The following is a 20,257-nucleotide window of genomic DNA, read 5'->3' as shown; positions in this document are numbered from 1 at the left end:
TGCTGCTTAAGATGGTATTACTAATAATTATTTAATCAAGGATCGCTATCGCTTTCCTCCTTGACAAAATAATTACTAGCAATTTAAGAAAACCACAGCATTATTCAGAGAAAATTTTTCAGAGGTCTGTGTCACATATGTTTGACTTCTCTAGAATTTAAGACTTTTTAATAAAATAATGAATTTGCAAATAATTCATATATATGTTATAGTGGTAAAGTTAGATTAATTGTTGAAATATAGTTAAAAATTTTAAATTGATTTTTTATATAATCTTATCCTTATTTTAAAGTTATAATAGTAATGCCTCAGGTATTATTTACTTTAAGCCTATATTCCCCAGAAGGGGATCAGATTTATACAATCCCGAATTTTCAATATGAATTATTTAAATATATATAATTAATTACTAACTAGCATACCATTGGTATGTTAGTTTTTTTGAATAGAAATTTAAAAAGGAGGTGCTTAAATGACAATGAATGTTATGTTTGCACTTGTAGGATTGTTTTTAATAACTGCTTTTACAAATATTTTGGCAACATTAAAAACAATATTAATGTCTAAAAAAATCATGAATCCAGTTTACTTATTGGTTTTTACAGATGCTATGATTTTCGCAACTACTGTCAGTAAGGTTACTAGCTCGGATGGGATTCAATTTACTATAGCATACGCTTTAGGAAGAACTATGGGAGTTTTTATAGGTGGGAAAATTGAAGATAAATTAGCCCTTGGTATTTTAGAAGTAGATTTATTTTTGAATGATAAAAATAAGGTTACAGAAATATCAAGAAGACTTAGGGAAACTGGATATACAGTTAATACTTTTCTTACTAGAGGAAATAATGATGAAAAAAGATATCAAGTTGAGGTAGTTATAAAAAGAAAAGAATTTAAAATATTTGAGGAAATTATAAGGGAATTCAATGTAATCAATCCAACTCTAAAGATAAAAACCTTAAATAAGGTAGATGGTAAAATTACAACAACCAAACTGAAAGAAGTTTAGAATCGTATAGAGATTCTTATAACTACGGAAGAGTTTTTATTTCTTCAATGAAAGGAATTATCATAAATAATATATTAGAACTTGGCAATAATAACCATAATTGTATTGTAGGGGATGATATAAATGATTTCGCCAGATATAAATTTAAATAGAGAGAAAATAATAAACGCTTTTCATAGTACTGGAGATTTAGTAACTTATGAGTTTAAGACCAACTCTAATATAAAGATAATGGCAGCTTATATTGAAGGATTTATAGATAGAGATATTTTTGATAATGATATATTAAAGCCTTTAATACTTAGCCTAGAAGATCCTAAAGATATAAAAAGAACTATTTTTATTTCTAAAATTGAAGAATCAGATTCAATGGAAGATATAATATATCAACTTCCAAATGGAAAAGTAGCTTTATTTATAGAAGATATGACTATCTGCTATATGGTGGAAATTAGCAAATGGGAAAAGAGAAGTATAGAAGAACCAGGTTCAGAATCAGTTGTTAGAGGACCAAAGGAAGGGTTTATAGAAGATATTTCAGTGAATAAGGTTCTTATAAGGAGAGTTTTAAGAAATAATAACCTAGTATTTGAAGACTATGTTTTTGGGAAACAGACTAAAACTGCTGTTAGTCTAGTTTATATTAAAGGAATAGTTAATGAAAATGTCTTAGAAGAAGTTAAAAAAAGATTAAATACGATAGATATAGATGCAATATTGGAAAGTGAATATATAGAAGAACTTATAGAAGACAGTCCAAGATCAATATTTGCAACAATTGGAAACGTGGAAAAACCTGATATAGTAGCAGCTAAAATTTTAGAAGGCAGAGTAGCTATACTTACGGATGGTACACCTCATGTTCTTACTATACCTAAGCTGTATGTAGAAGGATTAATGACAAGTGAGGACTATTATTTAAGACCTTATTATGCTTCTTTTCTAAGGATTTTAAGATATACTGCAATGATTGTAACTGTATATTTACCAGGAGTATTTGTAGCATTGCAACTTTACCATCAGGAAATGATTCCCACCCCATTGCTAATAAGTGCAGCGGGAGCAAGGGAAGGAGTACCTCTTCCTATAGTAATAGAAGTATTTTTACTAACTTTGGCACTAGAATTAACAAAGGAATCAGGACTTAGACTTCCTAAAAACATTGGTAATACCGTAAGTATAGTTGGAGCATTGATATTAGGTCAGGCAGCAGTTCAGGCAGGAATAGTAAGTGGACTTACAGTAATTGTAGTATCAGCAGCAGCTATATCAGAATTCATTATTCCAGAATTAGTACAGGGAATTGTTATAATTAGATTTATTATTATCCTTTTAGGGGGAATGTCAGGACTTTACGGAGTTACTTGTGGATTTATGATAATAACCACTCATATGGTGTCCTTAGATTCCTTTGGTATACCTTACTGTTGGCCTATAGCTCCTAGAAATATGGAAGGACTAAAAAAGGATACATTTATAAGAACTCCTATACGAAAATTTATATTTAGACCAGAGGCAATAGCAAAGAAAAATGTTAGAAGGCAAAATAGAAATAGGGAGAGGTAAGTATATGAAAAAGATTATTTTTCTAAATATATTGCTTATATTAATATTATTTCTTACGGGATGTTGGGATTCTAAAGAGTTAAATAAACTTGGTATCTCTTTAATCATGGGCTATGACGTGGAAAATGGTAAGGTATTATTAACAGTAGGATTTATCAACCCCGCATCTACTCAAGAAGGTGATATGGAAGGAAACCTTTCGGTTAAATATGCACAGGGTACTGGGAATACTATACTGGAAGCCTTTAGGGATATTACATTGAAATTCGATCGCCGTGTATTTGCATCTCACAATAAGGTCATTATATTTGGAGAGGATTTTGCAAAGCAGGGATTAGTGGGTCATATAGATGAATTAATGAGAGATAGGGAGCAAAGAGAAACATCATATATTTTAATTGCAAAGGGAGCTAAGGCCTATGATATAATGGGTGTTAATCCGGGGCTAGAACAAATACCTGCAAATTATGTATTAGAGCTTATTAAAAATACAAATAGCAATCCAAAAGCGATGAGTGTTAATTTTATAGAGTACATAAAACATTATTATCATAATGGACACCATCCAATGACTGGAATAGTAGAGAAAAGGGAAAAGGAAATAATTAATAAATCTCCAGATATAGGTCCAACATCGGAATATGAGTTATCAATCATAGGTTCAGCTGTATTTGATAGAGATAAATTAGTAGGATATTTAAATGGAAATGATACTAAAGCATTAAACTTTTTTCTAGATAAGATAAAAGGAGGAGTTATAACATTTCATACTCCAGTATCTGAAAGTAGTTCTGATGAATTAAGTTCAGTATATATAATTAAAAATAAAACTAAAAATGATATAGAAATATTAGATGGTAGAATAATACTTAAAACTAAAGTTAAGTTAACATCATCTATGGGAGAAGTTATAGGGAATATAGATATATCTAAGGAAGAAAATATAAAAAAGATGGAAGAAGCTTGTTCTAAGGCAATAGAGGAAGCTCTCGAAGCAGCTGTTAAAAAGGTTCAAAAAGAGTATAAGTTAGATATTTTTGGTTTTGGTATAGTATTTCATAGGAAATATCCTAGTCAATGGAAAAATATAGAATCTAATTGGGATGAAATATTTTCAGAAGCAGAGTTTCAAATAGAAGTTGATACTAATATAATAAGGACAGGTTTAATAAACACACCAATTAATAGGATAAAGGTGGAATAATATGGAGAATACAAAGATTAATAAAGTATCTTATAATCAGGTACTTTTATTAATAGTATTATATAGAATAATGGTAGGATTAACTTATATGCCGGCAGTAAATACTACTCCAGCCAATCAAGATGTATGGATAGCCACTTTATTATCGATTTTTTACACCATATTATTTAATTTACCTATAATTTATTTAAGTAATAAGTTTAATAAATTGAATTTATTGGAAATTACAGAAAAAATTATGGGGAAATTTTTAGGAAAAATAATAGGAGTTATTTATTTTATTACATTTTTATTTTCTAATATTATATTTGTTGGCACATTAGTTGAAATATTGAATACAGCCTTATTTCCAGTAACTCCTACTTGGTTTACTACTTTAATTATAATGTTGACTTGTGCCTATATTTCCTCTAGAGGTTTAAGAAATATAGGTAGACTTGGTGAAATAATAGTTCCAATAGTTATATTTACTATATTTTTGATTATAATATTAGGATATAAAAATTATAATATTAAAGAGCTATTACCAGTATTTAGTGATTCCACATTTGGACAAATAAATTTAGGTGCCATAAATACTTCCATGAAGTTTTTTGATATATTGGTATTAGTTATGATAACTCCTAATTTAGAAAATAAAAAGGATTTAAATAGAATTTTTGTAAAATCCATAGTATATTCTATTTTAATAGTTGTAGGGTGTATAATACCTACTCAAATGACTGTAGGTATAGAACTTGCAAAGCACATGAATTTTCCTTTTTTAACATTTACTAGGATGATTCAAATAGGAGAAATCCAAGGATTTGATCTATTATATATGATCTGTTGGATAATGGGAAATACAACAAAGATTTCAGGTTATCTTTACTTTACTACCATAACCTTGGGAGAAATAGCAAATAAGAAGAATCAGATATTCATTATTCCAATATCAATTATAATGTTTGTTCTAGTAACTATCTTAAAGGATAGCCGTTCCATATTAGGGGTGCCGCAGCCTGCTAATACGGTTATTTCAGTAGTATCTATTACATCTATTATAGTTATTCCGTCGGTTATGTTAATCGTTTATTTCTTTAGAAAAAAAAGATTAAACTAGAAATATAGAAAAACAACTCCAAAAAGTATATAATTGGATATATAATTTAAATTGGAGGGAATGTTATGAAAAAAATAATAGTATTTGGAAGCAAACATTGACCAGGATGTGAACCAGCGAAAGAGTATCTTTCCAACAATAATGTTGAGTTTGTATATTTAGATATAAGTGAAAATATGCTAAATTTAAAGATGTTTCTAAAGTATAGAGATAATTATGAAGTATTTAAAGAGGTTAAAGAGTCTGGAAGAGTAGGATTACCTTGTATAGTAGTAAATAATGGAGAGGAAATTATATTTGATTACAATGAGTTTAAAATATAGTACAGCTGATGATAGCCATCAGCTTTTTTATACTTTATTATTTTGGTTTAAATGATATAATAATGTTACAAAACTAAAGATAAGGATTGAAGGAGGTAAATATGAGAGAAACAGTGTACATAACAGGACATAAAAACCCTGATTCAGATTCTATATGTGCAGCTTTAGCCTATGCAGAGTATAAAAATGCCAATGGCGGTATCAATGCTATTCCTGTAAGACTAGGAGAAATCAATAGAGAAACTAAGTTTATATTGGAATACTTTGGAGTTTCAGCACCTACTCTCTTAGAAACAGTAAGGCTTAGTGTAGAAGATTTAAATTTTGATAAAATAGCTCCTATTAGTCCAGATATATCACTTCGTATGGCTTTAGAGCTAATGAAAAAAAACAATTTAAACAGTTTGCCAGTTATAGATGAAAATGAGCAATTAGCAGGAATAGTAACTATATCAGATATAATAGGGGCATATATAGATGTTTGGGATAATGGAATATTAGGAAAGTCAGGAACTAGTATAGATAATATTGTAGATACTCTGTCTGCTAATACTATTATAAGTCCACATAATATGAAACCAATTACAGGAAAGCTTTTAGTTTTAGCTATGGAACCTAAATCTGTAGAAAAGTACATAGAACAAAATGATGTAGTCATATGCGGAGATAGAAGAGATACTCAAGAACTGGCTATAAATAGAGATATTAGTTTAATGATTGTAACTGGCAATGTAGATGTGGAAGAAGAAATCATAGATTTAGCTAGGGAAAAGGGAATAACTATAATATCAACACCTCATGATACTTTTACAACATCTAGGCTAATAACTCAATCAGTTCCAATTAGTCATGTAATGACTAGAGATAATTTAGTAGTATTTAACCTTGATGATTTAGTAGATAATGTAAAAGAGAAAATGTCACAGACTAGATTTAGGTCATATCCTGTTATAGATGATAATAATAACAATAAAGTAGTGGGATTAATATCTAGATATCACTTAATATCCAGTATGAAGAAAAAGGTAATATTAGTAGACCATAATGAAAGAAGTCAATCGGTAGATGGTTTAGAGGAATGTGAGATATTGGAAATTATAGATCATCATAGAGTAGCAGATGTCTTTACGGGTAATCCAATATATTTTAGAAATGAACCTGTTGGAAGTACATGTACTATAATTGCATCAATATTATTTGAAAATGGCAGAAGACCTTCAAAGAAAATGGCAGGAATACTCTCTGCTGCTATAATCTCTGATACATTGTTATTTAAATCTCCTACCTCTACTAATGTAGATAAAATGATACTAGAAAGACTAGCAAGAATTGCAGACTTAGATGTAGAGAAATTTGCCATGGAAATGTTTAAAGCGGGAACTTCTTTAGTAGGAAAAACACCTCAAGAATTATTAAAACAAGATTTTAAAACCTTTACCATAGAAGAAGATAATATTGGTATAGCACAGGTATATACCATGGATCCAGAAAGCTTAAAGGATATGAAAACTGACCTAATATCATTAATGGAAGAAAGAGCAAAGGATAGGGGATATTCCATATTCATATTGATGTTAACAGATATATTTAAGGAAGCTTCAGAAATGGTAGTAGTAGGACAAAATAAAGAATTAGTGGCTAAAGCCTTTGGAGAAACCCTTGTAAACAACTCCTTTTATGCGCCAGGAGTTCTTTCAAGAAAAAAACAAGTAGTGCCACCTATTACAGCTACATTAACAGAGATTAAAGAATTGTAAGATAAAAAATAAGTTTTATTGAAAAAGCATTTAACCTTATTAAGATTAAATGCTTTTTATTTAGTTGTTTTATGGAATTATCAGCTAGATATATATGATTTGTTTTCTTGCTTCTACTTATTTCTATATATTTTTTAACAAAGGAATATCAAAAGTTAGTTTTTGAATAATGCCAGTTAAAATAATAATAATAGCAGGTAAAAGTAATGTTGATGGAATATTTATAATATTATTATTAGCCGTATGTACTAAATGGAATCCAATAACGGAACCTAAAGGAAATCCAATCCAACGTAAAATCCAAAATGCAACAATGTTCCAATTTCCTTTAGCAATATTTATCCCAATATCAGTAGCTGGACCAGTAAGATGGGTTGTACGATTTATTGCTGTTAGGCTTGTGGCTGCATTTTGACCACCCATAGCCATTGGAATAATAATTGTAGCAATAGTTATATTACTTAAATTAACAGGAAACGCTGCTATTGCAATAAGTATACCTGTAAAACATAGACCTCCCGTTAATCCCATTTTTCTAGTTATTATTGTGGAAATACAAGCACCAATTATAAATGCTAAAATAACTATTAATACACAAGTAAATGCTCCAAAATCTCTTTTAAATATGGAATAACCTAATATTATTCCTCTACCCGTTAAGAAAGCAGGGCTTTCGTCTAAAAAAAGTTTTATTCCAACTGTATCAATACATCCTGCCATTGTTATAAGGATGAAACCTATAATATTGATTTGCGTTGAAATTTTAATCTTTGACTTACAATCATCCATTATGATACGATCCTTTCATTTTAAGCTATATAATTTATATTTTACAACGTCTGTATTAAAGTGTCTATAATATCATAATAAAAATTTATTAATAGTAAAAAGTAAAAATATTTTTGAAAAGAAGGAGTTTGAGAGAAAATATAGAATAGTATATTGACATAGATTTGTTATGGTTTATGATGAAGAGGAAATAAGAGACAAAATGTTATAAAATAGAATTAAAGTAAGTTTATGTACTTTTAATTATATAAGATTAAAATTGATAAAGAAAATAATTGTAAAATCATAGATTGGGGATTTGTAGACATAGAAGACCATTAATGTGTAGGTCAAAATAATGTATTTATTATATATCATAAGGATGGTGGAAATGGAAAAGACTAAATTAATTATATTTGAGGGTATACCAGGTTCTGGCAAAACAACTACATCTCAATTACTATATACATATCTTAAAGAAATTGGTATAAATTCAGAAGTTTATATTGAAGGTAGTGAACATCCAATTGATTTACCTTTTTATGCTTATCTTACAAAGTCTGAATACAACAATTTACTAATGAGATTTCCTCAACAAGCAGAATGGATTGGATTAAACTCTATTATAGAAAATGATTATATTTTAACACCTTATAAAATACCTAAGCCGAAACCACAAAGTGATGAGTTAGCTGAGTATTTATCTTTTAAAGAATTTTGTTATTCGAATAAGCCAATTGTTTCATTTGATACATATAAAAGGGTTTTTTATAGACGTTTTGAACAGTATGTTAAAAGAATGCGCAATATAGATACATTAACAATTTTTGAGAGTGTCTTATTTCAGCATCAAATTCATGATATTAATAGATTGTATCCTCAAATTTCAGAAGATGAGATTATTGAATATATAATAAATCTTTCAGTTATAATTAGCCCATTAAATCCAGTTTTATTATATATGTCGCAGAATAGTGTTGAAGAATCATTGAAACATACGGCCATTATTCGCTCAAAACCAAAATGGTCCAATCCTGAAACAGTAGAATATTATATAAAACGAAAAAATTTAGAACTTAAAATAACTAAGTTGCTACCTTTTCGTTTTTATATTTTGAATAATACAGATAGAGATTGGAATAAGATGTTTGATAGTATTAAGAGTATTCTCGGTTGCGAATTCAAAGATATGATGAACTCCGTATAATACTGTGTTTACGCAGTGAGGGAAAAAATTATAAAATTATATATAATAGGAGATAAGTATAAAAGTCTTAGAAGTTATATACCAAAAAAGCAAAGGAAATACTATAATAGGAATAGAAAGGAGTGGAATAAATGGAAGTAACTTTAAATTTGACAGATCAAAGTACTAAATTTATCATAAACAATCTATACCCATTATATTTACACGATTTATCTGAGATATGGGGATGGAAACCAAACAAATATGGAGTTTTTGAAGATGACGAAACTTTGACTTTAAATGAGCAAAATAAGGTTTTTGATATATGGTGGTCCAAACAATCAATATTATTTCCATATTTAATAATGGTAGATAGTATTCCAACAGGCTTTGCTTTAGTAGCAACACCTCCTTATACACCACAAGGAAGTGATTTTTATTTAAATGAATTTTTTATTTTACGAAGTTATAGGGGGAAGGGTGTAGCAGAAAAAGCAGCAATTAAAGTGTTCAATAATCATCGTGGTACTTGGGAATTGCAGACAAACCCTAATGAAGGCAATAAAAGAGCGCAAACTTTTTGGAGAAAAACCATTGGAAATTATATAAATGGCAATTATCAAGAGGAAATTTCACAAACAGAAGATGATGGAAATAAACTAATTTTAAGTTTAACAATGATGTAAATATTAAAGGTTGAAAGTTTCATCATATTTATTATATATAATCTGGCATGTAATATCTTATTACCATAGGAATTTTTTCTATATAAATATTAAGGTAGTATTTGAAGTTTTATTTAAAGATATATCAGTGATAGCTTAACAAATGAAGATAAAGGAGTGTTCTTATGACTAAAATTAGTATTAAGTTACTTGAACAATTAGATGAGAATAAACTTTTTAAATTTGAGCTTGAAAATAGAGATTTTTTTGAAAGTAAATCTTTGGGGAGAGATGATAGTTACTATAATTTTGATAATTTTAAAGAAATAATAAAGGAGCTAGTTGAAGAGCAGCAAAAAGATATGGTATATATGTACCTAATTATGGATAGTGATAAAGAAATTGTTGGTAGAATAAACTTAGTATCAATAGAACGAGGGAATCTTAATAAAGCTGAATTAGGCTATAGAATAGCTGAGAAGCATCAAGGAAAAGGATATGCTACAAATGCAATAAAATTAATTTTAAATGAAGCTACGAATGCACATAAGCTTCATAAAATAGAAGCAGGTACATCTCCAGATAATATAGGTTCACAAATAGTTTTAATTAAAAATGGATTCCAATTTATAGAACGCTACAATCAGCATATTTATCAAAATGGAAGATGGGTTGACAGTATAAGCTTTGAGAAAATACTTGATTGAATTTGTGTACTCTATACAACCAATAAAGGTAGTAGCTGTTTGCTGGCAAGAGAATTTAGTTAAAAGATAGGGAATACACCTAAATATTATATGATATTTGGTGTATTTAAGGAGGGATAGCTATGGAAAATAGAATGGAAAAATATCTAATTGAAATTGCTAAACAAAAAATTGATAATACTGATCCTTCTCATGATATATATCATGCTATGAGAGTACTTAGTATGGTAAAACATATAAAAGAAAAAGAAGGTGGAGATTTAGATATTTTAATACCAGCAGCAATATTTCATGATGTAATATGCTATCCTAAAAATCATCCAAAATCTAAGTTTTCGACTAAAGACAGTGCTGAATTTGCAGTAGATATATTAGAAAAATTAGATTGTTACCCAAAAGATAAGATTCAAAAAGTTTACAAAACAATAGAGGAATGTTCCTTTTCTAAAGGAATTATACCAAAACTTTTAGAAGGAAAGATTTTACAAGATGCTGATATGTTAGAGTCTACAGGAATTATTTCTATAATGAGAACATTTAGTTCAATAGGTCAGATGAAAAAAAGTTTTTATCATCCAGAAGATCCATTTTGCAATAGTAGAGACCCAAATGGTAGAGAATATGCATTGGATTTGTTTTATTCAAGATTATTAATTATAAAAGATAGAATCCATACAGAAACAGCTAAAAAGATAGCAATTCGAAGAACAAAGGTCTTATATGAGTTCTTAGAAAATCTTAAAATAGAACTTTATGATGATATAGATTTACAATGTTAAATTCAGAATAGCATAAGGAAAGTGAAAGACTATAATAATCAAATGATTATTATAGTCTTTTATATTGTGTATTATTTAGCATAAGATTTTTAAAGAATATTTTTGAAAAAGAAGGAATCTAGAAAACAATGTAGAATAGTATTAAGATAAATAGTTACCATTATGAGATTACTTAATGATGTGCTATTACAATAGGCAGGGAAGTCTATGGATGTGTATTTAAAGCAATTATAAAACCAGATATTGTAACTTAAAATGGTGGAAGTTCAGAGATTTATCTAGGAGATGATATATTGAATAATATAGATAAAAGAAATAGACTTAAAGAAGAATGTTTTTCATATAGAGTATCAAAAGATAATAAGGTATTTATATTTTGGTATGAAAAACAAGTAATGATACTGAAGGGTAAAGAGAGTGAGAAGTTTTTAGCTAAAATAGGAAAAGCAGATACAATGGAAGCACAGCTAATCATGGCTAAGGTTACTGGCAATTTTAAGCATGGAAATGAAAAGGAAAATAAAAGGAGATAGAAATGAAGCTATTGGATGATTTATATAATCACTTAGAGGATATGGACGTAGAGTGGCATCTTTGCGGAGGATTTGCAATAGATGTTTTTTTAGGACAAATAACGAGAACACATAAAGATATAGATATAACTGTTAGTTTTGATGATATGGAAAAATGTATTCAACACCTAAAATCAAAGGGTTGGGAGATAGATGCACCAGTTGGTAATCAAAGATTAGTACCCGTAGAATTTGCTTTTAAGCATCCAGATTTATATTTTGATAATATTTGGTGTTATAAAAAAGATGCTGATTTTATAAAGACTGAGAAAATTGATGGTATATTTAAATATGTAAAGTTTATTGATAGAGAACAGACAGAACTAGATTTTATAGAAGTCTTATTTAATAAAGTAGAAAATGGTATTTTTTATTATCAAAAAAATCATAACATTATGGTTAATACAGATATTGCTTTTATAAAAAGAGGCAAAATCAGTATTCTTGCCCCAGAGGTTATACTACTTTACAAGTCAAGAAACCATGAAAATAATGATTATAAACATGATTTTGATTCAGTAATAAATAAGCTTGAAAAGGAAAGATATAATTGGTTTATAAATGCTATGAATACAGAATATCCAGAAGGGCATCCATGGATTAAATAAGTATTTTGTTTTAATAATATCCGTGTAAGAAGGAGGAGTTAATATTGGAAAAGGTGATTGTATTATATAAGTCAAATACAGGATTTACCCAAAAATATGCTGAATGGGTTGCGAATGAATTGAATTGTAGTGCTATCTCTATAACAGAAATAAACGTAAATGAATTACAAAGTTATGACACTATTGTTTTTGGAGGAGGATTATACGCTGGTAAGATTAACGGACTAAAGTCTATAAAAAATGATATTTTTAAAATGAACGATAAAAATATAATTATTTTTGTTACAGGTGCAACACCAAAAGAGGCTATAAAAATTGAAGAAATTAAGAATGCAAACTTTTCATTGAAAGAAAAAGAAAACTTTCATTTGTTTTATTTTCACAGTGGTATGAATTATGAAAAGATGGGACTTGGTAGTAAAGGAATGATGAGTATATTTAAAGCTATATTAAAGATTAAAAAAGATAAATCTCCAGAAGAACAAGGTATGTATGATACAATTACTAAATCAAATGATTACTCAAAAAAAGAATACATAAATCCATTGATTGAATATATAAAAACAATTTAAAAATATAATTTTATATTGAGGTATAGAAAAAAGCAACAAATGTAAGTGATATTTACTTCCAAGGATGTCATTAAAATAATAGGATTTAATTTAGGACTAATATTAAAATAACTAAGCAAAAATAATGATTAGGATAAAAGATATGGAATTATTATCTAAAATAGAATTGTTTGATGAATCTTATTTTAGCTGTAACTATATTCAAGGGAAGTGAAAAATATGAGAAAAGTTGATTTTTATTATTGGGGAGATCAATGTCCCCATAATTGTAAAATTAGAGAGCTACTGAGTGGATTTTCAAATGATAAGAGATGTAAAATTAATTTATTTGATATATCTAAGGATTATAATATAGCAGAAAAATTAAATATATTTTCTCCGAATATGATTATTATAGATAATGATTTAAGGTGGCATGGACCAATTTCTATAGATAATCTAGAGAATATCTTAAATGGTACTATACCAGAAGCAAAAACTTATAATGTTAAAATGAGTAATAATATTATTATGGGAGATATAAAAGATTTAACTGAAGAAACAATAATAGATACTTGTGCCTTATGTTCTTCTTCTAAAAAAGATATTTATTGTAAGGACAAAGGAAATTGGATAAAAGTTTTAAGACAAAGATATAATCTCCCACATATGGGAAAACTCCACTATTTAAATGAAATTTGTATCGGAGGTGCAGAGTTCATCCCCTCAGTAGTGGTTCCATATCCTATACCCAAGGCTGAAGATATGGCATTTCTTACTTGTTCTTTTACTACCAGTGAAAATGGCGATTATAAGACATACCCATTACAAAGGTTAGAGGAAGAATTACCTAAATTAGGGTTTAAATCCATAATAGCCATAGCTTCTGAGAATACTCCATTTCCCAATGGTCCCCTTGATTGGTTTTTAGATAAAGGATATATAGATTTAGGTTTTGTATTTGAGGAAAAAAGACATTTTGCTAAGATGCATTTAATAAAAAAGGATCTGATGGATGTATAGGTCAAATATAAAATAGTTAGGGGGAATATATTGACTATTTATTTCGTAAGGCATGGAAAAGAAGAGGAAGGATTTAGGGGAGGATGGAGTCAAATAGGTTTATCGAATGAAGGAAAAAGACAGGCTAAGTTGCTTGCTGAATATTTGTATAGAAACAAAGAAAGATTTAATATTACTAGAATAATTAGTAGTGATTTAAATAGAGCAAAAGAAACAGCATTTTATATTGCTAAAAAATTTGAAATGAAAGTCGAGTTAAATCAGGAGTGGAGAGAACACAACAATGGAATAATGGCTGGTATGTCAAATGAAGAAGCTGAAACATCATTTCCGGGTTTATATTTTAACACATTAGGAATGGATGAAAGATATTTAGAGGGAGAAAGTCCAAGAGAATTTTTAAATAGAATAGAAAAAACGTTTTATAATTTAGTAGATGAAGTTTCAGCTCAAAATGAAGATATATTAGTAGTTACACATGGTGGAGTGATAAATATTATATATCATTTAGTAAAAGAGATTGAATGGACTAATAAAAATAAGGTTTTTAAAGCTCAAAATACAAGTATACATAAGAGTGAAGTAGATAAAGGAAAGATAAAGATGACTTTAAGTAAATATATAGATCATTTGAATTAATTTATAAATATTAAGGAGGGAATAAATGGATTATATAAAACAAATTGTTGATTTCACTCCTGCTAACCAACAGGAAATTCAAGATAAAAAGGTAATTCTTGATTATATAGAACAATTTCCTAATAATATTTTGTTAAGGGAAAATGAATTTGCACATATTACAAGTTCTGGATTTATAATGAATAAATCACTGGATAAGGTACTAATGATTCATCACAATATACGGAATACTTGGGCTTGGACTGGTGGGCATGTTGATGGAGATTCAGACTTTTTGTATGTTGCAATTAAAGAGGCAAAGGAAGAAACAGGTATAAATACCTTTACAGCTCTTACAGAAAATATTGTGTCTATTGATATTCTACCTGTATTTGGACATATGAGAAGAAATAAGTATGTTAGTGCCCATCTACATCTTTCGGTAGCATATATTCTTATTGCAAGTGAGGAAGAAACACTTATAGTAAAAGAAGATGAAAACAGTGATGTCAGCTGGTTTGCATTGGATAGATTTACTGAGGATTATTTTGATTCTAAGGATGTATATTTATATAAGAAGTTAATTAATAGAGCTTTGTTCATTAGAGAGAATATTAATAAGTTCTTAGTTTAGGAGGAATAAATATTATGACAAAAAATATAGTAGATTATTACTCTAATTATGATGAAGAAAGCAGGTTAATAAAAGATAATGCTCATCAGGTGGAATTTGATATTACAAATTACGCATTAGAGAGTTATATAAAACCTAATTCTAGAATGCTAGATATCGGGGCAGGAACAGGACGTTATTCTTTTTATTATGCTTTGAAAGGAATTTCTGTATTTTCTATGGACTTAGTTGAGAAGCATATTGACATACTTAATAATAAGCTAGACGAATTTAAAGATTTAGAAATGAAGGTGGCTCAAGGAAATGCACTAGATTTATCAAGATTTGAAGAAGGAGAATTTGATTCCATATTATGTATGGGACCTTTATATCATTTAGCAAATCAAAATGATCAATATAAGTGTTTAGGTGAGTGTAAAAGAGTGTTGTGTCAAAATGGAATATTAGCAGCTGCATATATTAATAAAAATACACATAGAGAGCTTGGGAACAATCCTTACTTTATTGGGCTAGATTCTGAATATATTGAAGAAGCTCTTATTAAATCAGGTTTTAGGATAATCGACCATATGGCAACAGATGGAATAACTCCCAAAATTGGAAGTTTTATTAATATGTTAGATGAAAATGAATATAAATCATGGCTAGATTTTAACCGAAAAATATGCAGAAGTAAAGTATCAATTGAAAGTACACTTCATTCTTTGGTAATAGCACAAAAACTTTAGTAAATGTTATGTATCCTATGCTAGGACATCTAGGATTTTCATATATAGGGGTGATATATTTACTGATGTTATTTATTCAAAATATTATTTGGGGTTAAGAATCGTCCAATATATTATGACAATACTAAAGAGGATAAAATATTATTATTGTTTGAGCGTGTTGGACAAGTGTGCTGTACTTGTAGCATAATTTATATTTTAAGATATTGTATATTATGTCCTTTCATCGAGAGCAAAGCTTGGCTAAGAATATGCCTTATAGGAGGAGATAAATATGGATAATCAAGTATATGCTATTTGGATATTAGATGAAACTACTAATCAAAAACTAGATGATCTAAGAAAGACATTAGAATTATTTAACATTGAATATAATCCTATCTATGGACATATTACATTTGCAAGTTTTGTAAATATTGATATAAATGAAATTTTGGAGTACACCAAGGGATTTGTAAAGGGGAAAAAATCATTCTATATAAATTGCTCAGCATTGGGCTTTCTAACAACCAATTGTATAGCTTGCATACCTTCTACCTCAGGAAAATTATTACAATATTATGAGGAATACCATCAGGAATACGATTCTTATTGCAATGTATGGACAAGTATTGATTCAGGGCTATGGCTACCTCATATATCCCTTTATTATAGTGACATTGAAGACTTAGGTGGGATTATTGGTGAAATGTCAAAAAGATTTATTCAGTTTAAAGGTAAAGTTATTCGGATGGAATTATCTGTTGTAAATGAAAAGGGGTTTAATATAATATATTCTCATGATTTAAATTAGGAGTATTATATGTCTCTACAGGCTCTATATTTACTTGTATTTTAGCCCACGCTATATATAATACCATATCATATTTTACAATGATATATATTCCATATATTAATTAAATTAGAGATTTGCAAGAAACAATTAGAGGAGGGAATTCTATGATTGAAATACCAGAAGCTATTACCTTATCATGTCAAATAAATGAGACTTTAAGGGGTAAAAAGATTAATGATGTTATTACTAATCAATCACCACATAAGTTTGCTTGGTATTATGGTGAACCTAGTGAATATAACTCAAAGTTAAATGGTAAAATAATAGAGAAAGCTTATTCATATGGCGGTTTTGTGGAAATCAGTTTAGGTGATATTAGATTATTATTAGGGGATGGCGTAAATCTACGATACTTTAATAAAGGTCAAAAGTTACCACAAAAGCATCAATTATTAATACAATTTGATGATTATTCTTCACTTGTTGCATCTATTCAAATGTATGGGGGGATCTGGTGTTTTAAAGATGGGGAATTCGACAATATATATTATAAATTAGCTAAAGAAAAACCATCTCCTTTATCTGAAGACTTTGATTTTAAGCATTATAAAAAAATTATATCAGATGAAAAATTACAGAAGAAAAGTATAAAATTTCTTTTAGCCACAGAACAACGTATACCTGGTCTTGGAAATGGAATCTTGCAGGATATATTATTCAATGCCAAAATTCATCCTAAAAGAAAGAGAACAACACTTTCAGATGAAGAAATAGAGGGACTATATTATTCTATTAAATCTACTTTGGATGAGATGGTTGCAAAAGGTGGACGAGATACAGAAAAGGATTTATTTGGATGTTCAGGAGGCTATACTACGAAATTAAGTAAAAAGACTGTGAAAGAGCCATGTAAGATTTGTGGTAATAATATTATTAAGGAGGCTTATCTGGGAGGAAGTATTTACTATTGTAAGGGTTGTCAATATTACTAAATAGGAGTAGGATAAAAACAATGCTGAATGAAATATATAAGGAATATGGTGAGTATTTTTATGTTCCGATGACTCAAGGTTATAGTATAGCTATTCCCATTACTGTCGGTTGTAGTTGGAACAAATGCTTATATTGTGATTTAAATCAAGGAAATAAATATAGATTCTTAGGGCTGGAAGAAATAGATAGAAGGTTAAAAATATTAAAAGATTATTATTCAAATAGACATAGAACAGTTAAGAAAGTTGTTATGGCTGGAGGGAATCCTCTATGTTTAGATACTAATATATTAATTGAAATAATTAAGCTAATAAGATACTATTTCCCTCATGTAGATAATATTAGTGGTTTTGCAAGAGCTAATGATATATTGAGAAAAAGTAAAGATGAATTATTACGGCTTAAAGCTTTAGGAGTAGGGGAATTATCTATTGGTATAGAATCGGGGAATAATGAAGTTTTAGCATTTCACAATAAGGGTGTTACAAGAGAGGATAATTATTTAGCATTAACTAGGTTAGAACAATGTAATATAAGTTATTCTACATACATTATGTTGGGGCTAGGTGGAAGAAAGTTAAGTAAGAAACATGCCATAGATACAGCTAAATTTTTATCAGAATTCAATCCTGATGTTATAATTGTAGTTACTTTAGTATTATTTAAAAATGCAAAGCTAGTTGAAAAGGTGAGAAAGAAAGAGTTTATTCGATTAAGACCTCTAGAATCCTTGAAAGAAGAGAAACTTTTAATAGAGAATTTAAATTTGAAAAATACTATATTTAATGGGACACATAAGACAAATGCACTGATACTAAAGGGTAGACTTCCTCAGCAAAAGGATATATTATTAGATAAAATTCATAGGGAATTAGAAGAATATAATAATGACGATATGAAAGATAAGGAAGTATTGAAATGGAAGAGATGGTCCGTAGAATAGAAATGATAATTAAACTGTAGTAGTACAAGGAGGATTTCATATGGAAATATTAGTAGTAAGACATGGACAGTCTGTTGCTGATTTAGAGGAACGACACGAAGGACGAGCAGATTTTGAACTTACTGAATTAGGATGTAAACAAGCAAAATATGCGGCAAATTGGATAAAAAAACACTACGAAATTAATACTATTTTAAGCAGTCCACTTAAAAGGGCAGCCAAAACAGCTGAATTCATAAGTGAAGAAACTGGTGCAGGTATAATATTTGATGATGAGTTAATGGAGTGGAATAATGGTTTATTAGCAGGTCTATATCGTTCGGAAGCAAATGAGAAATTTCCTCTGCCAGAAGGTGGAAGAAAACCTCATGATGAGTTTGCAGAGTCAGAATCATATATTAATTTTAGAGCTAGAGCAGAAATGTTTTGGTCAAAGTTCATATATAAGTATGAAAGAGAAGAAAGTAAATCAAGGATATGTATAGTATCACATGGCGGAATGATAAATATGCTTTTTAGAAGCTTTATGATGCTACCAGTTAATACCGATTCATATATAAGTACTGGTGATACTGGAATTCATTTATGGAAGGTAAGTGGTAACGAAAGAAGGATTATATTTTTAAATAAGCAGGAACATTTATTAAAGTTAAATGGGTAAATTCATTAAAGTAATTAAAGATAAAAAAGAAGAGCTAAGGAGGTGAAATTTATGTATCATCAAGATTGGATAATGAGGCAGATTACAAGTTTTATACATATGATAGGGAAGGTATTATTTAAGAAGGATAGTGTGGAACTAAATATCCACGGTGAAAGTAATTCTGAAAAAGTTCATATATTATATGAAAGGTTAATAAACCTGATAAATAACCTAAAAGTCAATGAAGCAGAAGACCTATTGTTTGAAAACATAGAAACCAATGATTTAATATACATAAAAATAGCAATGGATTTTTATGATAAAGTAAATAAATTAAGTGATGAGGAATTAGAAGAAGCGGATTTTAGTCGTGAAGAGATAAAGTTAGGTCTTGAGGATATATTGAGGTTATATGGTATTAAATTTGAAAGTTTAGGAATTAGCCGGAAAGAATATTGATAATACAGGAGAATTATAAATGAAGGAATTGCTAGATAAGATAATAAAAATATATAATCCAGAGAAAACTTTAATTATAGGAATTGATGGTCTAGGAGGATCTGGTAAGAGTACAATAGTTGACTCATTAAAACTACAATTAAGTAATAGAAATTATAATACATTTATACTACATATTGATGATTTCATATATCCAAAAAATATTAGATATAATGAATCTAAAGAAGAATGGAATTGCTATTATAACATCCAATGGAGATATGATTATTTAATTAAAGAAATCTTGATGCCGATAAGGCAAGGAATTGAAATTCACAAAGAAATTGAAATATATGATAAAGATAATGATGTATATATTTTAGAACAAATAAAAATACCTCAAGGTTCAATTTTACTATTGGAAGGAATATTTTTACAGAGAAAAGACATAAGGGAGTATTTTGATTGTGTAATTTATTTAGATGTTCCAAAAGAAGTACGATTAAATCGTGTAGTAAATAGGGACAAGTATATAGGAGATTCGGAAGATATAAAATTGAAATATGAAAGACGATATTTTCCAGCAGAAGATAAATATATTGAAGAATATTGCCCTATGGAAAATGCTGATTTTATATTAACTCATGAATGATAAAGGGAGA

General features: G+C 28.6%; 24 protein-coding genes and 1 pseudogene. 24 read left to right on the top strand and 1 reads right to left on the bottom strand.

Annotation, left to right across the window (positions count from 1 at the left end; genetic code table 11):
- The first annotated feature begins 472 nt into the window (after positions 1-472).
- The 6 genes and pseudogenes from FYJ83_RS06045 (at position 473) to FYJ83_RS06020 (ending at position 6,964) form a co-directional block, all read left to right on the top strand.
- Positions 473-1,012: a DUF5698 domain-containing protein gene (locus FYJ83_RS06045; RefSeq protein WP_154439436.1), complete on the top strand. Its 540-nt coding sequence runs from the start codon at positions 473-475 to the stop codon at positions 1,010-1,012.
- A gap of 123 nt (positions 1,013-1,135) precedes the next feature.
- Complete coding sequence (locus FYJ83_RS06040; RefSeq protein ID WP_154439435.1) at positions 1,136-2,578, top strand: spore germination protein; 1,443 nt, start codon at positions 1,136-1,138, stop codon at positions 2,576-2,578.
- Between the two features lie 4 nt (positions 2,579-2,582).
- Positions 2,583-3,782: a Ger(x)C family spore germination protein gene (locus tag FYJ83_RS06035; protein WP_195837928.1), complete on the top strand. Its 1,200-nt coding sequence runs from the start codon at positions 2,583-2,585 to the stop codon at positions 3,780-3,782.
- Position 3,783: 1 nt separating this feature from the next.
- On the top strand, positions 3,784-4,884 hold the full coding sequence (locus FYJ83_RS06030) for a GerAB/ArcD/ProY family transporter (RefSeq protein WP_154439433.1): 1,101 nt from the start codon (positions 3,784-3,786) through the stop codon (positions 4,882-4,884).
- 116 nt (positions 4,885-5,000) lie between these two features.
- Positions 5,001-5,207: pseudogene (locus FYJ83_RS20440) on the top strand (glutaredoxin domain-containing protein); the annotation flags it as partial.
- A gap of 101 nt (positions 5,208-5,308) precedes the next feature.
- Positions 5,309-6,964, top strand: coding sequence for a putative manganese-dependent inorganic diphosphatase (locus FYJ83_RS06020; protein ID WP_154439431.1), 1,656 nt, complete (start codon positions 5,309-5,311; stop codon positions 6,962-6,964).
- A 123-nt stretch (positions 6,965-7,087) separates the two neighbouring features.
- Here FYJ83_RS06020 and FYJ83_RS06015 read toward each other — a convergent pair whose 3' ends face one another.
- The gene (locus FYJ83_RS06015) at positions 7,088-7,753 is read right to left on the bottom strand and encodes a YoaK family protein (protein WP_154439430.1); all 666 of its coding nucleotides are present in this window, start codon (positions 7,751-7,753) and stop codon (positions 7,088-7,090) included.
- Positions 7,754-8,123: 370 nt separating this feature from the next.
- Between FYJ83_RS06015 and FYJ83_RS06010 the strand changes: the two genes are divergently transcribed.
- The 18 genes from FYJ83_RS06010 (at position 8,124) to FYJ83_RS05925 (ending at position 20,247) form a co-directional block, all read left to right on the top strand.
- Positions 8,124-8,939, top strand: a complete 816-nt coding sequence (locus tag FYJ83_RS06010) for a P-loop NTPase family protein (RefSeq protein ID WP_154439429.1) — start codon at positions 8,124-8,126, stop codon at positions 8,937-8,939.
- A 131-nt stretch (positions 8,940-9,070) separates the two neighbouring features.
- Positions 9,071-9,604, top strand: coding sequence for a GNAT family N-acetyltransferase (locus FYJ83_RS06005; protein WP_154439428.1), 534 nt, complete (start codon positions 9,071-9,073; stop codon positions 9,602-9,604).
- Between the two features lie 164 nt (positions 9,605-9,768).
- Positions 9,769-10,290 carry a GNAT family N-acetyltransferase gene (locus tag FYJ83_RS06000; protein ID WP_154439427.1) on the top strand — a complete coding sequence of 174 codons (522 nt, stop codon included), beginning with the start codon at positions 9,769-9,771 and terminating at the stop codon, positions 10,288-10,290.
- 122 nt (positions 10,291-10,412) lie between these two features.
- On the top strand, positions 10,413-11,069 hold the full coding sequence (locus FYJ83_RS05995; RefSeq protein WP_154439426.1) for an HD domain-containing protein: 657 nt from the start codon (positions 10,413-10,415) through the stop codon (positions 11,067-11,069).
- A gap of 293 nt (positions 11,070-11,362) precedes the next feature.
- Positions 11,363-11,602, top strand: coding sequence for a hypothetical protein (locus FYJ83_RS05990; protein ID WP_154439425.1), 240 nt, complete (start codon positions 11,363-11,365; stop codon positions 11,600-11,602).
- A gap of 2 nt (positions 11,603-11,604) precedes the next feature.
- The gene (locus FYJ83_RS05985) at positions 11,605-12,249 is read left to right on the top strand and encodes a nucleotidyltransferase domain-containing protein (protein ID WP_154439424.1); all 645 of its coding nucleotides are present in this window, start codon (positions 11,605-11,607) and stop codon (positions 12,247-12,249) included.
- A 53-nt stretch (positions 12,250-12,302) separates the two neighbouring features.
- Complete coding sequence (locus FYJ83_RS05980; protein WP_326828309.1) at positions 12,303-12,821, top strand: flavodoxin domain-containing protein; 519 nt, start codon at positions 12,303-12,305, stop codon at positions 12,819-12,821.
- Between the two features lie 219 nt (positions 12,822-13,040).
- Positions 13,041-13,823 carry a hypothetical protein gene (locus FYJ83_RS05975; RefSeq protein ID WP_154439422.1) on the top strand — a complete coding sequence of 261 codons (783 nt, stop codon included), beginning with the start codon at positions 13,041-13,043 and terminating at the stop codon, positions 13,821-13,823.
- Positions 13,824-13,853: 30 nt separating this feature from the next.
- The gene (locus FYJ83_RS05970) at positions 13,854-14,462 is read left to right on the top strand and encodes a histidine phosphatase family protein (protein ID WP_154439421.1); all 609 of its coding nucleotides are present in this window, start codon (positions 13,854-13,856) and stop codon (positions 14,460-14,462) included.
- A 25-nt stretch (positions 14,463-14,487) separates the two neighbouring features.
- On the top strand, positions 14,488-15,075 hold the full coding sequence (locus tag FYJ83_RS05965) for an NUDIX hydrolase (protein ID WP_154439420.1): 588 nt from the start codon (positions 14,488-14,490) through the stop codon (positions 15,073-15,075).
- Between the two features lie 14 nt (positions 15,076-15,089).
- The gene (locus tag FYJ83_RS05960) at positions 15,090-15,803 is read left to right on the top strand and encodes a class I SAM-dependent methyltransferase (RefSeq protein WP_154439419.1); all 714 of its coding nucleotides are present in this window, start codon (positions 15,090-15,092) and stop codon (positions 15,801-15,803) included.
- Positions 15,804-16,077: 274 nt separating this feature from the next.
- Positions 16,078-16,596 carry a hypothetical protein gene (locus tag FYJ83_RS05955; RefSeq protein ID WP_154439418.1) on the top strand — a complete coding sequence of 173 codons (519 nt, stop codon included), beginning with the start codon at positions 16,078-16,080 and terminating at the stop codon, positions 16,594-16,596.
- Between the two features lie 26 nt (positions 16,597-16,622).
- A complete protein-coding gene (locus FYJ83_RS20435; protein WP_326828308.1) occupies positions 16,623-16,703 on the top strand; it encodes a hypothetical protein in 81 nt (26 codons plus the stop codon).
- A gap of 39 nt (positions 16,704-16,742) precedes the next feature.
- A complete protein-coding gene (locus tag FYJ83_RS05945) occupies positions 16,743-17,570 on the top strand; it encodes an endonuclease VIII (protein WP_154439417.1) in 828 nt (275 codons plus the stop codon).
- A gap of 20 nt (positions 17,571-17,590) precedes the next feature.
- Positions 17,591-18,514, top strand: a complete 924-nt coding sequence (locus FYJ83_RS05940; RefSeq protein WP_154439416.1) for a radical SAM protein — start codon at positions 17,591-17,593, stop codon at positions 18,512-18,514.
- Between the two features lie 40 nt (positions 18,515-18,554).
- The gene (locus FYJ83_RS05935) at positions 18,555-19,175 is read left to right on the top strand and encodes a histidine phosphatase family protein (RefSeq protein ID WP_154439415.1); all 621 of its coding nucleotides are present in this window, start codon (positions 18,555-18,557) and stop codon (positions 19,173-19,175) included.
- 51 nt (positions 19,176-19,226) lie between these two features.
- Positions 19,227-19,616: a DUF6483 family protein gene (locus FYJ83_RS05930; protein WP_154439414.1), complete on the top strand. Its 390-nt coding sequence runs from the start codon at positions 19,227-19,229 to the stop codon at positions 19,614-19,616.
- Positions 19,617-19,635: 19 nt separating this feature from the next.
- The gene (locus tag FYJ83_RS05925; protein ID WP_154439413.1) at positions 19,636-20,247 is read left to right on the top strand and encodes a P-loop NTPase fold protein; all 612 of its coding nucleotides are present in this window, start codon (positions 19,636-19,638) and stop codon (positions 20,245-20,247) included.
- Positions 20,248-20,257 lie beyond the last annotated feature (10 nt).

Source organism: Tissierella pigra (assembly GCF_009695605.1).
Classification (GTDB): domain Bacteria; phylum Bacillota; class Clostridia; order Tissierellales; family Tissierellaceae; genus Tissierella; species Tissierella pigra.
The sequence above is the reverse complement of the archived record's forward strand: the minus strand, read 5'-3'. Positions and strand labels throughout refer to the sequence as shown.